The following is a 14,575-nucleotide window of genomic DNA, read 5'->3' on the forward strand; positions in this document are numbered from 1 at the left end:
CCGTCAGGTGCATCGAAAGCAGAAGGGCAGGTTACCGGTTGTCCCGGGAACCCGCCCTTCTGATTCTTACAAACGCTGCTTAGTTCAGCACGGTCTTAGAGGCCGAGGTCTGCTTCGAAAGCACCGTCTTCAAGGCGGGCCTTGAGGGTCTGCAGGAAGCGTCCGGCATCCGCACCGTCCACCAGGCGGTGGTCGTACGTGAGGGACAGGTACATCATGGAGCGGATGGCGATGGAGTCGTCGCCGTTTTCGTCGGCAACCACGACGGCGCGCTTGACGATCGCGCCGGTTCCGAGGATGCCTACCTGTGGCTGGTTGATGATGGGGGTATCAAACAGTGCACCAACGGAACCGATGTTGGTGATGCTGAACGTGCCACCGGAGAGCTCGTCCGGGCCGATCTTGCCGTCGCGGGTACGGCCTGCGACGTCGGCGATCTTGCTGGCCAGGCCGGCAAGGTTGAGGTTACCGGCGTCGGAAATGACGGGAACCAAAAGGCCCTTGTCTGTGTCCACGGCGATCGCCAGGTGCTCGGCGTTGTGGTAGGTGATTTCCTGCTTGGACTCATCGTAAGCAGCGTTCAGCTTCGGGTGCTGCTTCAGGGCCTCGGCCACTGCCTTGGCGATGAAGGGCAGGAACGTCAGCTTGACGCCATTCTGGGCCTGGAAGGAGTTCTTGGCCTTGAGCCGGAGCTTGGCGATCTTGGTCATGTCGACCTCGTGCACCTGGGTCAGCTGAGTGGAGACCTCAAGGGACTCGCGCATGCGGCGGGCAATAACCTGGCGGATACGCGGGGCCTTCTCAGTGGTGCCTCGCAGGGAGGAGGCAACCACGGGGGCAGCGGCCTTCGCAGCCGGAGCTGCAGCGGGGGCAGCTGCAGCGGGAGCTGCGGCTGCTTGCTTCGCTTCGGCGGCAGCCAGGACGTCCTGCTTGCGGATGCGGCCACCGACGCCGGTGCCGGAGACCGATGCGATGTCTACACCGTGCTGGTTGGCAAGCTTGCGAACCAGCGGAGTGACGTAACCGGATTCCGAAGAACCTTCTGCCGGAGCAGCCTGAGCAGATGCAGCGGCAGGGGCTGCCGGTGCCGGGGCGGCTGCGGGTGCCGCCGGAGCAGCGGCAGGTGCTGCGGGTGCCGGGGCGGCAGCGGGTGCTGCGGGTGCCGGGGCGGCTGCGGGTGCAGCCGGGGCCTCAGCGGCGGGCGCGGCAGACGGTGCGGGAGCCGAAGCGGGGGCAGCGCCGGAGCCGATGACGGCAAGGACGGAGCCAACCTCTGCTGTCTCATCCTCGCTGACGCGGATTTCCTGCAGGGTGCCGGCAACGGGGGACGGGATCTCGGTGTCTACCTTGTCGGTGGAAACCTCGAGGAGGGGCTCGTCCACCTCAACGGTGTCGCCTACGGCCTTCAGCCAACGGGTGACGGTACCTTCGGTGACACTCTCGCCCAATGCGGGGAGGGTGACTTCGTGGCCTTCGCCGGAAGCCGCGGGGGCTTCAGCGGCCGGGGCCTCTTCAGCGGCAGGAGCGGCGGGAGCTTCTTCTGCCGGTGCAGCCTGCTCAGCCGGGGCTTCCTCAGCCGGTGCAGCCTCGGCTGCAGGAGCGGCCGAACCGGAGCCGTCGCCGATGCGGACCAAGGGGGCGCCTACTTCGGCCGTCTCGTCTTCAGCGACGAGGATTTCTTCGATGACGCCAGAGATCGGAGAAGGGATTTCGGTGTCTACTTTGTCGGTTGAAACCTCGAGCAACGGCTCGTCGATCTCCACCCGGTCACCAACCTGCTTGAGCCAGCGGGTGACGGTTCCTTCGGTGACACTCTCACCGAGGGCGGGCAAGTTAACGGATTCAGACATGTCGTCCCCGTTCTCCTTATTGATCTTTGTGCGGATGAATTCTGCTGGTCCGGGTCAGGTGCATGCGGCATATTGCGCTGCATGCACCTGACCCGCGGGTCTTGGTAAGACTTAGCCGTGGAGAGCTTTGCCCGCGAGGGCAAGGTGGGCTTCGCCCAGGCTTTCGTTCTGGGTGGGGTGGGCGTGGACCAACTGTGCCACGTCCTCCGGGTAGGCTTCCCAGTTCACGATCAGCTGGGCTTCACCGATCTGCTCGCCCATGCGGGAGCCGATCATGTGGATGCCCACAACGGGGCCATCTTTCTGGCGTACGAGCTTGACGATGCCGCCGGTCCCGAGGATGGAGCTCTTGCCGTTGCCGGCCAGGTTGTATTCCTGGGTCTGGACCTGGTCGTCGCCGAACTTTTCCTTGGCAGCCTTCTCGGTGTAACCGACTGTGGCAATTTCGGGCTCGCAGTAGGTGACCTTGGGGATGTTGATGTCCTCGACGATTGCCGGGTTCAGGCCGGCGATTTCCTCGGCGACGAAGATACCCTGCTGGTAGCCACGGTGCGCGAGCTGAACACCGGGGACGATGTCGCCAACGGCGTAGATGTTGCCGACGCCAGTGTGGAGGCGTTCGTTGGTGATGACGAAGCCGCGGTCGATGGTGATGCCGGCCTCTTCGTAGCCGAGGTTGGCGGTGACGGGACCACGGCCGACGGCAACCAGGAGGAGGTCGGCTTCGAACGTCTGGCCGTCAACCAAGGTGACCTTGACGCCGTCGTCGTTCTGCTCGACACCCTGGAAGAAGATGCCGGTGGTGAACTTAATGCCGCGCTTCTTGAAAGCACGCTCAAGGTTCTTGACGATCGAGGCGTCCTCGTTGGGGACCAAGGAGGGGAGGCCTTCGATGATGGTGACATCCACGCCGAAGGACTTCCAGACGGAAGCGAATTCGACTCCGATGACGCCGCCGCCCAGAACGATGGCGCTCTTGGGGATGTAGTCCATGGTGAGGGCCTGGTCGGAGGTGATGACCTTGCCGCCGATTTCAAGGCCGGGCAGCGAACGGGAGTATGACCCCGTGGCCAGGACGATGTTCTTGCCCGAGTAGGAGGTGCCGTTCACGACGACTGTGTTGTTGCCCTGGAGCTTGCCTTCACCCTCAATGACGGTGATGCCCTTGGACTTGATGAGTCCCTGGAGGCCCTTGAACTTACCGGCAATGATGCCGTCCTTGTACGCGTTCACGGCCGACATGTCGATGCTGTCGAGCGTGACGTTCACGCCGTACTTGGCGGAATCGCGTGCATGGTCGGCAAGTTCGGCCGAGTGCAGGAGTGCCTTGGTGGGAATGCAACCGTTGTGCAGGCAGGTTCCGCCGAGCTTTGCCTTTTCCACAAGGCCAACGGTGAACCCAAGCTGAACGGCCCGCAGGGCAGTGGCGTAGCCGCCGCTGCCGCCACCGAGTACCAGGATGTCGAATTCTTGCGCAGTTGCCTGATCGGCCACTAAAACGCTCCCTCGCGTGAATGATGACACGGGACTGCGTGCCATCTGGTCTTTGGAACTTGTTCTGCCGTGATTATGCCAGCACCTAAGTTCTCTTGCATTTGTGACTATCGAGTTCACCTTAGCGAACCACCTACCCATGCTCCACCCTCTGCGGGCGTTTTGGGGAGCGCTTGTGTCCAGACTCACGTTCACTTGTGACACAGCGCTACACCCCGCATAATTCCGGGGTTGCGCGGCCCTCGCCGGGGATCAGGCAGGGGCTCGCGCAATCCGGAGGTGCAGAGGGGTGCTATGCGGAGGCGGCCAGGAGATCCTCGGCGTAGGCAACCAGGGTGCGAACAGTGCATCCGGTACCCTGCTTGGGCGTGTAACCGTAGGGGGCTCCGTTGTTGAACGACGGTCCCGCGATGTCCACGTGGGCCCACGGGATCTGCTGGCCGGCGTCGTTCTTTCCCACGAATTCGCGGAGGAAGACCGCTGCTGTCATCATGCCGCCGTTGCGCTCACCGATGTTCGCAAGGTCGGCCACCTGGGAGTCCAGGCTGGGGCGAAGCTCCTCAGGCAGGGGCATGGGCCACACGAGTTCCCCGGCACGGTCCGCGGCACTCTTCAAGGCAGCAGTTACCGAGTCGGAACCCATGACGCCTGCAGTCCGCAGGCCCAGGGCGATCAGCTGCGCACCTGTAAGGGTAGCTACGTCGATGATGGCATCCGGCTTCTCCAGGCTGGCAGCGACGATGCCGTCAGCCATCACCAGGCGCCCTTCAGCATCCGTGTTCAGAACTTCAACTGTCTTGCCGCCGTAGATGGTGAACACGTCAGCGGGACGGGCTGCAGCGCCCGAGGGCATGTTCTCCGCGATGCAGAGCCAGGCGGTCGCCTTGAGGGGAAGCCCGAGCGATGCGATGGCCAGGACGGTGTTAAGTACGACGGCGGCACCGGCCATGTCGCTCTTCATGTCGCCCATGCCGAGGGCAGGCTTGATGGAAATGCCACCCGTGTCGAATGTGATGCCCTTGCCGACGAGGGCAATCTTCTTCGTGGCCTTCGCGGGGGCGTATTCGACTTTGACGAGGCGCGGCTGGCGGGTGGAGCCCTTGCCAACGCCGAGAATACCCCCGAAGCCTTCCTTTTCCAGGCGCTTTTCGTCCCAGACTGTGATCTTGACCGGCAGGCCCTTTGCCAGTTCCTTAGCGGACTCCGCAAAAGACTCGGGGAACAGGTGGCTCGGCGGTTGGTTGACCAACGTGCGGGTTGAGTTGACGGCACGAGCAAGCACAATGGCCCGGTCCAACGCCGGCTGGGCGGACTTGGCATCGACATCCGTGAAAATCAGTGCCTTGGCCACGGGGGCCTTCAGCCCATCCTTGCTGGAACGGTGCTCCGTATAGGAGTACGCACCCAAGGCAGCTCCTTCGGCGACAGCCGTGACATCCGCAAGTGTCGCCGTCGGGAACGCCAAGGTCACCGAAGCGGTACCGGCGAGCTGGCGCACGGCGGATCCCGCAGCGCGTCGCAGGGCCTCTTCGCTCAGGCCGCCGTCATCGGAGAGCTTGCCTACTCCTGCAAGGACAAGAATCCCTGAGCCCGTCTCCGGCAGGCCTGGAAGCCGGTGTGCCTGATCGGCAGCGCCGGTGATCCCCAAAAGCTGCAGTGATCCTGCAACGGACTCCGCGGCTTTCGCGCTCAACGGGTTGGACAGTAATACCGGTCCGTCCGAGCCTTGGGCAACGCCAATCACAAGTGCGTCGCTAGGGGACTTTTTCAGGTCCTTGGCGATGATGCCCAGGATGATGTCAGTAGTCTTGACCACGAGGATGTGTCCTCACTTCTCTCTGCATTGCATGGCGGGGCCACATGTTTGGCGGCCCGCCCCGGTACGCGCCCGACGTCTTCTACGACGGCGGCCTTGGTCTTCGGGCCCAACGTCGCACAGGACGTCGGCCCGCTTCGATCGTAGTCTCTGGAAGGCCGCGGACAGCAATTAAATGAGAGCTGCGGCACATCGGGGGCAGGAATGCCTGTTGACCGTGCAGCGTTGTATGGAATAGCTCCAGAATTTATATCTTTGCGAAAGGAACACGCCGTGTTTGAACGGATATCCGGCTCTCTCCTGGACCCCGAATCGCTGTATGCGCGAAACATTGAGACCTTTTACAGCCCTGAGCTCCGCGGGCTGAATATGGTCATGGGATTCACGGGCTTTGCCGATGCCGGTCAGGTAGTTCGGCAGATCAACGCGGAACTTCTGGATGAACTGGACGCTGAGGTGGTGGCCATGTTCGACGCCGACCAACTCATCGACTACCGCTCGCGGCGGCCGCACATCAGCTTTGTGGAAGACCATCTGCAGGACTACCAGGCACCAAAGCTCGGCCTGTACAAGCTAAACGACGGTCTCGGCCAACCCTTTCTCTTGCTTGCCGGCTTCGAGCCCGACCTGCAGTGGGAGCGCTTCTCGCGCGCGGTCGTCGGAATCGTGGAAGAGCTGGACATCAACCTGGTGACCTGGATCCATTCCATCCCCATGCCCGTTCCGCACACGCGGCCTGTCGGGGTGACGGTCCACGGCAACATGCCCGACCTCATTGAGGGAATATCGAGTTGGAAGCCCACCGTAGATGTTCCTGCCGCCATTGGGCACATCCTGGAACTCCGGCTCACCGAAGCGGAGCGCAACGTAGCCGGCTACGTTATCCACGTCCCGCATTACCTTTCCGAAGCTGAGTACCCGCCGGCCGCAGTCGCCGGCTTGGAATACCTGGGGGCGGCAACGTCCCTCATGCTGCCGACGGACAGGCTCCGGGAAGCCGGCCGTGAAGTGGGCCGCCAGATCGCCGAACAGATCGAAGCTTCCGAGGAAGTGCAGGCAGTAGTGACCAATCTGGAGACGCGCTACGACGAGAAATCCGAAGGCATTGTCCGCCGATCGCTGCTGGCTGATGAGAATGATGAGCTCCCCAACGCTGAAGACATTGGGGCTGCGGTGGAGGCCTACCTGGCTCGTAAAGACTCGCCTCAATAAATCAGCTTTGAGCTGCCGGCAGGCATAATTGTGGGGTGAATGCTCCCCGTGCCTGGCTGATTTGGACGATCGGCGTATTCGCCTACCTAGTGGCCGTGGCGCAGCGAACCTCGTTTGGCGTCGCAGGCTTGGAGGCCACTGACAGATTCCACGCCAGTGCCTCCGCCATCTCGTTTTTCACGGTGCTGCAACTTCTGGTGTACGCCGGCTTGCAGATTCCCGTGGGCGTCCTGGTGGACAGGTTTGGTTCGCGGGCCATGATTGCCGGTGGTGCCGTGCTCATGGGCTTGGGACAGCTGCAGCTGGCTTTTGCGGACAGTGTTCCCGGGGGCGTGCTGGGCCGGGTCCTGGTGGGGGCAGGGGACGCGATGACCTTTATTTCGGTGATCCGTCTGGTCCCTTTGTGGTTTGCCCCCGCCAAGGTTCCACTGGTCACCCAGCTGACGGGCATGTGTGGTCAGCTTGGTCAGCTCTTCAGTGTTGTGCCGTTCGCGCTGCTTCTCCATACCGCCGGATGGACCCCGGCTTTCCTCACTTTGGCAGCGATGTCCGTGCTGGCAGTGGTCCTGGTCCTGGCGGTGCTCCGCGACGCCCCGCCCGGACACCCACCGCGGGAAGCCGGTCAGGGCCTGCGGGCCACCGGCATCTCCCTGTCCCGGGCTTGGAAACAACCCGGAACCCGTCTGGGCCTCTGGAGCCACTTCACCGTTCAGTTCAGCGGGAACCTGTTTGCGATGACCTGGGGGTACCCCTTCCTGTTGTCCGCCCAGGGACTGGATGCTGCAACCGTTTCCGGCCTCATGGCGCTGTTCGTGGCCACCGCAATAGTTGCCGGGCCAGGGTTCGGCCGATTCGTTTCCAAACACCCCATGCGTAGATCCGCCATGGTCCTGCTCATTGCGCTGGGGACGGCCCTGGCCTGGGCTGCTGTGCTCATTCTTCCCGACCGCGCGCCCTTGTGGCTCCTGGTGCTTTTGGTGGTGGTGCTGGCTGTGGGCGGGCCCGGATCCATGATCGGATTCGACTTTGCCCGGACCTTCAATCCCTCGCACCGGATCGGTACAGCCACGGGTATTGTCAACGTCGGCGGCTTCATTGCGGCGCTCATTGCCATCTACCTCATCGGCCTTGCGCTTGACCTTCTGTACGCCAGTGGTTTTTCCGGCGGTGATCTCTACGGTCTCGCGCCGTTCCGCATCGCCCTCAGCGTTCAGTTCGTACTGCTGGCCCTTGGTACGGTGCTCATCCTGGTGACGCGGCGGAAGGTGCGCCGGCAAATGGCAACCCAAGGTATTCACGTGCAGCCGTTGCTGGCTGCCCTCGCCAGGCAGCGCCGGGAACGGATTGAACGACGCCGGGCCGCGCGGCCCGCGTCGAAGGACAACGAGTAGGCCAATCCCTCGCCGGTTTCCTGCGTCGCTTATCCACATAGGTACGATGGTCACTGTCTCCTCCGGCCGGCGTTGAGCAGGGTGGAACCATGACTTCCAACAGAACGCTCAGCATCCACCAACCCGAAGATATTCTTGGCTACATTCCCCACATGCTGGGTTACTGGCCCGAGGACAGCCTCGTGGCCATCACCATGCAAGGGAAAGTCCTCGGAGCCACGCTTCGCGTGGACCTGCCACGCCTGGGATCCCGGCAGGCCAACAAAGATTTCGCGGACCAGATCCGCAGCTTCCTGATTGCCGACGAGGACGCCAACGGAGTAGTGCTGGCTGTTTACACCGACTCCGGATGGGAAGACGGCATGGTGGTCCGGCAGGCAATTCCCCTGCTCGAAGCGCTGCAGGTGAGCCTTGACGAGGTTGACTTATCGGTTCGGGACGCGTGGCTTGTGGGTTCCGAGTACTGGCGAAGCGCCTACTGCACGGACATTGAATGTTGTCCGGTACCGGGATTGTCCGTTGATCGGATCAAGAACAGCAGACTCAGCACAGAACTGGTGTACAGGGGGAGCTTCATAGGGCCTTCGCCCGGAAGCGAGCCTGGAAAATCCCGGACCGCTTGTCCCGGGGCGCTTGATCCTTTGGTGCTAGCCGCTGAGTCACGCTACGGCAAGCAGATCCTTGGTAGATGGAGGAGCGAGTATTGTCTGGACTCCGTGCTTGCCGTGTGGCGCAATGTGTTGAAGCGGGTCGAAGCCGGCCACCCGTTGCAGCCCGGCGCCGATGCACACATCATGGGCTTCCTCAGGGCAACGCTGCGGATCCCGGCGTGGCGGGACGCTGTGGTGGTCATGGCGGCTGCAGGCGTGGAATCTGCGAAGTCCGGCGCGTTGGCGTTCGGTCTCTTCGATGACGACGGCAACTACAACGACAACGACACCGACATAAACGGCCGCGACACGCCGTTCGACCCTCAGGAACTGGGAGTGGCGGGTCCGGTTCTCCCTGCTGCCAAGGGTTCATCGGAACGAAATGCCAACGGAGACGTCTTCACCTACGGAGATGTCCTGCTTGGGATGCAACCATCCATGCCGTGCTGGAGCGCCCTCGATGCACTGCAGAAAGTTTTGGCCGGGTTGTGCGTCGAGGCCGAATCGGGCGTAGTGCCTGCAGCAGTACTGACCCTGCAAGGCTGGATCGCATGGTGCAAGGGGCGCGGATCAATTGCCCACGCCTGCCTCAGTGGGGCGGAGGCCGCCCAGCCGGGCTATCGTCTTGCCGAACTACTCATGGGTCTGCTGGGACAAGGGACCATTTGCCCATGGGCGCGAAGTTCCAGCACCGCTTGGCGCGGGGTCCGGGGCACGGTCGCATAGAGGGTTTGAACATTCATCCGAAGTGCGTTTCGCAAAACCGTGAGACAATGGATGCCGAGACCCGGTTGGGTCCGCGTTCGAATGCCTGTATTGGTCCCCTTGCCGGGAACAATACAGTGTCGTTGGGAGTTCTCTATAGAGACTCTGCAGACGGCGATCGCATTTGAAATTGATCGCGGACTTGACAGGGTCATAGTGGTGTTGCCCGTATGGTGATTCCACAGACCGCCGCTAGAAAGGTTTTCTGTGACCCCGTCTTCCGTCGAGAAGGAACCCGCCGCCCAGGCCGAACTGTCCGCTGAGGAAAAGAAGGCGGCAACATCGGCAAAGCGCGCAGCGACACGTGCTGCCAACAAGGCCTCAGAGGGCGACTCTGACAAGCCGGCACCCAAGAAGCGTGGACCCAAGCCAGGTGCGAAGGCCGCCGCTGAGGCCGCGAGCAAGTCCTCAGGCTCCGATGCTGAGGACGCCAGCGGCGAGGATGAAGACTTTGATCCCGCAGCTGCCGAGGAAGTCGAAGTCGGAGACGACGACGTCGAGGACGGCGCCACGGCCACCAAGGACAAGGCTGCGCCGTCCGGAACGGGATTCGTTTACTCGGATGCCGACGACGACGACGCGCCGGTCCAGCAGGTCATGTCGGCCGGCGCTACAGCCGACCCCGTCAAGGACTACCTCAAGCAGATCGGCAAGGTCGCGCTGCTGAATGCGGAGCAGGAAGTTGATCTCGCGCTTCGGATCGAGGCCGGCCTCTTTGCTGAGGAAAAGATCAACGCTGACGACGGATCCATGGATCCCAAGCTCAAGCGTGAGCTTGAATTCGTCATCCACGACGGCAAGCGCGCCAAGAACCACCTGCTCGAAGCCAACCTGCGCCTCGTCGTTTCCTTGGCAAAGCGCTATACCGGCCGTGGCATGCTCTTCCTGGACCTGATTCAGGAAGGCAACCTGGGCCTTATCCGTGCAGTGGAGAAGTTCGATTACACCAAGGGCTTCAAGTTCTCCACGTACGCAACCTGGTGGATCCGTCAGGCAATTACCCGCGCCATGGCAGACCAGGCCCGCACCATCCGTATTCCGGTGCACATGGTGGAAGTCATCAACAAGCTGGCCCGCGTACAGCGCCAAATGCTGCAGGACCTCGGCCGTGAACCGACACCTGAAGAGCTGGCACTCGAGCTGGACATGACCCCTGAGAAGGTTGTTGAAGTCCAGAAGTACGGACGCGAGCCAATTTCACTGCACACCCCGCTGGGTGAAGACGGTGACTCGGAGTTCGGTGACCTCATTGAGGACTCGGAGGCTGTTGTTCCCGCTGACGCCGTCAGCTTCACACTCCTGCAGGAACAGCTGCACTCCGTCCTGGACACGCTGTCCGAGCGCGAGGCCGGAGTTGTGGCGATGCGCTTTGGCCTGACCGACGGCCAGCCGAAGACTTTAGACGAAATCGGCAAGGTCTACGGTGTCACGCGTGAGCGCATCCGCCAGATCGAAAGCAAGACCATGTCCAAGCTGCGGCACCCGTCCCGCTCGCAGGTCCTCCGGGACTACCTGGACTAAACAAGCAGAGTCAGGGAAAGTGGCCCGGCCGGATATCCGGCCGGGCCACTTTTTCTGTACGCCCAGCATGGGCATTCGCTTGGAGGTGTGAGTCCTCTGGAGGAGAAGGTGGGCTGACTTTCCTCGGTGCAACCAGTTGTACGCAACAAGGCCCCTCCCGGATGGGAGGAGCCTTGTTATCTGATCAAAAAGGGTTTCCGGTGAGCCGGACTGCCTAGTCGACGGGGACGGGAGCCTTCTCGTTGAGGCGCTCGGTCTCATCGTGCCAGTCGGAAGTCATGGGCCGGAGCGTGGCTTCAACTGCACGGGCATGGTGGCCGCAGAAGAGCAGCTCACCGCCGGAGGACTCGAGTACAACGCGGACGTACGCTTGGGCTCCGCAACGGTCACAGCGATCAGCTGCGTTCAGCGTGCGGTCTGCAACTGCTGTTGTCATGTCGGCCTCCTTAGTAGTTCTGTACATCCATATAACCAGCATTCGATGCAGATCCATGGCAAGGATGGGTCACTTTCGCTGTCCGCGTATCACATGTCCGTAACGTCAGCGGGAAGGCTGCACCGATACTGGAGTGGCAAACGGTGCTTCGTGCCTTCCCCGGCTAGGCTGGTACGGGCAGTGTTTGCCTTGAATTACCAGCCAAACGCGGCTGGGAAGCACCCCTGAGATATACCCCGAAGGAGCACACCGCGAGTGGCACCGAGTTCTGAATACAACGCCCGGCATTTGTCCGTCCTTGAGGGCCTGGAAGCAGTCCGCAAGCGCCCGGGCATGTACATCGGCTCCACGGACTCACGCGGTCTTATGCACTGTCTTTGGGAGATCATCGATAACGCAGTCGATGAGGCCTTGGCGGGCTTTGGACATGACATCAAGGTCATCCTGCACGCGGACAACTCGGTGGAAATCCACGACGACGGGCGCGGCATTCCTGTGGACGTCGAACCCAAGACCGGTCTTTCCGGCGTTGAAGTGGTCTTCACCAAACTGCACGCCGGCGGCAAATTCGGCGGCGGTTCCTACACTGCCTCGGGTGGGTTGCATGGCGTGGGCGCCTCTGTGGTGAACGCGCTGTCCAGCCGGCTGGATGTCCAGGTGGACCGGGGCAGCAAGACGTACCAGATGTCTTTCCGGCGTGGAGAGCCGGGACGTTTCGTGGATTCCGGGGCCAAGCCAAGTCCCAACGCGCCATTTGAGCCGTTCGTGGAGAATTCGGTGCTTGATGTTGTGGGCAAGGCAAAGCGTGGTGTTACGGGAACCCGCGTACGTTACTGGGCCGACCGCCAGATCTTCACCCCCGATGCCAAATTCTCCTATGATGACCTTGCCTCAAGGGCGCGTCAGACGTCCTTCCTTGTACCGGGCCTGAAAATCACCGTGCGCGACGAACGCAAGCTGGCTGGTACGCCGGGGGAGTCCGGTGTCCATGAGGAGGTGTTCCACCACGACGGCGGCATCTCCGAGTTTGTTGAGTTCCTCGCGGCCGATTCCGGAGTAACGGACGTTTGGCGCCTCCATGGCTCCGGGAAGTTTAAGGAAACCGTCCCCGTCCTTGACGAGAACGGCCACAGCCAGATCGCGGAAGTCGAACGCGATTGCGAAGTGGACATCGCACTGCGCTGGGGTATTGGTTATGAGACCACCATGCGTAGCTTCGTCAACATCATCGCCACACCCAAGGGCGGCACACACCAGTCCGGTTTTGAAGCTGCCCTGCTCAAGACGTTCCGTAAAGCGGTGGAGACGAATGCCCGCAAGCTCAAAGCCGGGAACGACAAGATCGAGAAGGACGATATCCTCGCCGGCCTGACAGCCGTCTTGACTGTTCGTCTTGCTGAGCCGCAATTCGAGGGGCAAACCAAGGAGATCCTCGGTACCTCTGCCGTCCGGGCCATTGTTGCCAAGGTGGTTGAGAAGGAAATATCGGCGAGGTTGAGTTCGGCCAACCGCAACGATAAAGCCCAGTCTGCGCTCCTCTTGGAGAAGATGGTGGCCGAGATGAAATCGCGTATCTCGGCGCGTGTGCACAAGGAAACCCAGCGCCGCAAGAACGCACTGGAAACGTCATCGATGCCCACCAAGCTTGCCGACTGCCGAACGGATGACGTTGCCCGCTCCGAACTGTTCATCGTGGAGGGCGACTCGGCACTTGGAACCGCAAAGCTTGCACGGTCCTCGGATTTCCAGGCTCTGCTGCCCATCCGGGGAAAGATCCTCAATGTCCAGAAGGCATCCGTGGGCGACATGTTGTCCAACGCGGAATGCGCGGCGTTGATCCAAGTGGTTGGGGCAGGCTCGGGTCGCAGCTTCGACCTTGACGTTGCGCGGTACGGCAAAGTGATCCTGATGACTGACGCCGACGTTGACGGCGCGCACATCCGGACTTTGCTGCTAACCCTTTTCTTCCGTTACATGCGGCCCATGGTCGAGGCAGGACGCGTGTTTGCAGCTGTTCCCCCTCTGCACCGCGTTGAGGTCATCAACCCGGGCCAAAAGCCCAATGAGATGATCTACACGTACTCGGAAGCCGAGCTCCACGTGCTTCTGTCCAACCTGGCCAAGGAAGGCAAGCGGTACAAGGAGCCCATCCAGCGGTACAAGGGCTTGGGGGAAATGGATGCGCAGCAGCTGGCTGAGACCACCATGGACCCGCGCCACCGGACTCTTCGTAAGGTGGGCATCGAAAGCGCCCAGCGCGCCGAGGAAGTTTTTGACCTCCTGATGGGCTCCGACGTCGCACCACGCAAGGAATTCATTATTGCCGGCGCTGCCACGCTTGACCGGGAGCGCATCGACGCGTAGCCCGGCCCCGCGGGACCGGGGGCATCGTCAGGGGTTGATGCTGGGGACGTTAGCCCAGCAATCCTGGAACAATGAGCAGCGCCGTGGGCACTGCAAGCAGCAGGGCCGAGGCCAAGAGGACCAGCACACGCACGGGCTTGGTGAGCGGCGGCTTGGGTGAGAGCAGGCGGCTGACGCGGGACGCCGTCGTGCGGGGCGAGTCGGCACCGCCGGTAGCGCTGACGGCATTGCCTTCCACGACGGCGCCGCCAGCGCTGAGTGCCGGGCTGCCACTGAGCGCCTGGCCGCCACTGAGCGCCGGCGTGCTGATGCCCGGCTGCGAGGTGCCGCTGGCAACAATGGCGATGGCCTTGATCAGTGTGCCTTTGCTTTCAGTGCGCAGGGCCACGTCATCGGCCAGCATTTCGATCAGTGAGTTCACGGCCGTCTGCGCCAGCCGGGTGGTGGGGAACCAGGGCAGTGCCTGACGCCAGGCAGCAAAGGCCCACAGCAGGAGATCGTGGCGCTGGGACAGGTGGGCATTTTCGTGAATGAGGACAGCCCTGAGCTCTGCCGGTTCCAGTGCTGCCATGAGGCCGTCGGATAGCACCGTTACGGATCGGGCGCCGCCGGGCAGGCAGTAGGCCACAGGAGAGTCGTGGTTGATCACCACGGTGCCCGGGCCGTCGTCGGACGGTGATGCCAGCAGGGCGAGTAGCTCGCGGTGGCGTCTCCGTTGGCGTTCAATCTTGTAGTAGGTCAGCAGCAGGGTGAAGACCAGGTGCGCGGTCAGCAGTGCTGCCGCCGAGAGCGCAAAGAGGTGCCAAAAGCCCAGGGCGGTGGTGGGTTCGTTGTTGAAGACCATCCCGGCAAGGCTCTTGAGCCCTGCTATGAGATTGTCCCCGATTGGTTCCAGTCCGTAGACGAGCATGGCCCCGATCATGGACAAGCCACCGGCAAGAGCGATCGCCTGCCACAGCACCATGGCGGTGAAAGGGGATCGTGCCGGCCACTGTGCACGGGACAGCAACACGGGTACCGGCCACGCCAGAATCAATGCCAGGACCGCAAGCAGGTATGAGGTCCAGAACATAGTG

10 protein-coding genes are annotated in these 14,575 nt (G+C 62.2%); 5 read left to right on the forward strand and 5 right to left on the reverse strand.

Annotated features, from left to right (window positions below):
* Positions 1 to 95 precede the first annotated feature (95 nt).
* The 3 genes from sucB to ACZ5J0_RS07925 form a co-directional block, all read right to left on the reverse strand.
* Entirely contained in the window at positions 96 to 1,850 is a 1,755-nt protein-coding gene (gene sucB / locus ACZ5J0_RS07915; protein WP_464094533.1) for a 2-oxoglutarate dehydrogenase, E2 component, dihydrolipoamide succinyltransferase, read from the reverse strand.
* A gap of 111 nt (positions 1,851 to 1,961) precedes the next feature.
* Positions 1,962 to 3,344: a dihydrolipoyl dehydrogenase gene (gene lpdA / locus ACZ5J0_RS07920; RefSeq protein ID WP_166842756.1), complete on the reverse strand. Its 1,383-nt coding sequence runs from the start codon at positions 3,342 to 3,344 to the stop codon at positions 1,962 to 1,964.
* Positions 3,345 to 3,636: 292 nt separating this feature from the next.
* The gene (locus ACZ5J0_RS07925; protein WP_166842757.1) at positions 3,637 to 5,160 is read right to left on the reverse strand and encodes a leucyl aminopeptidase; all 1,524 of its coding nucleotides are present in this window, start codon (positions 5,158 to 5,160) and stop codon (positions 3,637 to 3,639) included.
* 273 nt (positions 5,161 to 5,433) lie between these two features.
* Here ACZ5J0_RS07925 and ACZ5J0_RS07930 point away from each other — a divergent pair, with 273 nt between their 5' ends.
* The 4 genes from ACZ5J0_RS07930 to ACZ5J0_RS07945 all read left to right on the forward strand — a co-directional run bounded on the left by ACZ5J0_RS07930 (position 5,434) and on the right by ACZ5J0_RS07945 (position 10,699).
* Positions 5,434 to 6,372 (forward strand): proteasome assembly chaperone family protein, encoded by a 939-nt coding sequence (locus tag ACZ5J0_RS07930; RefSeq protein ID WP_250820927.1) that lies wholly within the window; start codon positions 5,434 to 5,436, stop codon positions 6,370 to 6,372.
* Positions 6,373 to 6,407: 35 nt separating this feature from the next.
* On the forward strand, positions 6,408 to 7,763 hold the full coding sequence (locus tag ACZ5J0_RS07935; protein WP_464097219.1) for an MFS transporter: 1,356 nt from the start codon (positions 6,408 to 6,410) through the stop codon (positions 7,761 to 7,763).
* 89 nt (positions 7,764 to 7,852) lie between these two features.
* Positions 7,853 to 9,139, forward strand: a complete 1,287-nt coding sequence (locus tag ACZ5J0_RS07940; protein ID WP_464094534.1) for a DUF4192 domain-containing protein — start codon at positions 7,853 to 7,855, stop codon at positions 9,137 to 9,139.
* A 246-nt stretch (positions 9,140 to 9,385) separates the two neighbouring features.
* Positions 9,386 to 10,699, forward strand: a complete 1,314-nt coding sequence (locus ACZ5J0_RS07945; protein WP_142939490.1) for an RNA polymerase sigma factor — start codon at positions 9,386 to 9,388, stop codon at positions 10,697 to 10,699.
* 214 nt (positions 10,700 to 10,913) lie between these two features.
* Here the strand turns inward: ACZ5J0_RS07945 and ACZ5J0_RS07950 are convergent, their stop codons facing one another.
* Positions 10,914 to 11,135: a DUF7455 domain-containing protein gene (locus tag ACZ5J0_RS07950; RefSeq protein WP_018778705.1), complete on the reverse strand. Its 222-nt coding sequence runs from the start codon at positions 11,133 to 11,135 to the stop codon at positions 10,914 to 10,916.
* Positions 11,136 to 11,390: 255 nt separating this feature from the next.
* Between ACZ5J0_RS07950 and ACZ5J0_RS07955 the strand changes: the two genes are divergently transcribed.
* A complete protein-coding gene (locus ACZ5J0_RS07955) occupies positions 11,391 to 13,499 on the forward strand; it encodes a DNA gyrase/topoisomerase IV subunit B (protein ID WP_464094535.1) in 2,109 nt (702 codons plus the stop codon).
* Positions 13,500 to 13,548: 49 nt separating this feature from the next.
* Here ACZ5J0_RS07955 and ACZ5J0_RS07960 read toward each other — a convergent pair whose 3' ends face one another.
* Positions 13,549 to 14,571 carry a M56 family metallopeptidase gene (locus ACZ5J0_RS07960; RefSeq protein ID WP_142939488.1) on the reverse strand — a complete coding sequence of 341 codons (1,023 nt, stop codon included), beginning with the start codon at positions 14,569 to 14,571 and terminating at the stop codon, positions 13,549 to 13,551.
* Between the last annotated feature and the right edge of the window lie 4 nt (positions 14,572 to 14,575).

It is taken from the genome of Arthrobacter sp. DualSoilB13 (assembly GCF_055389195.1).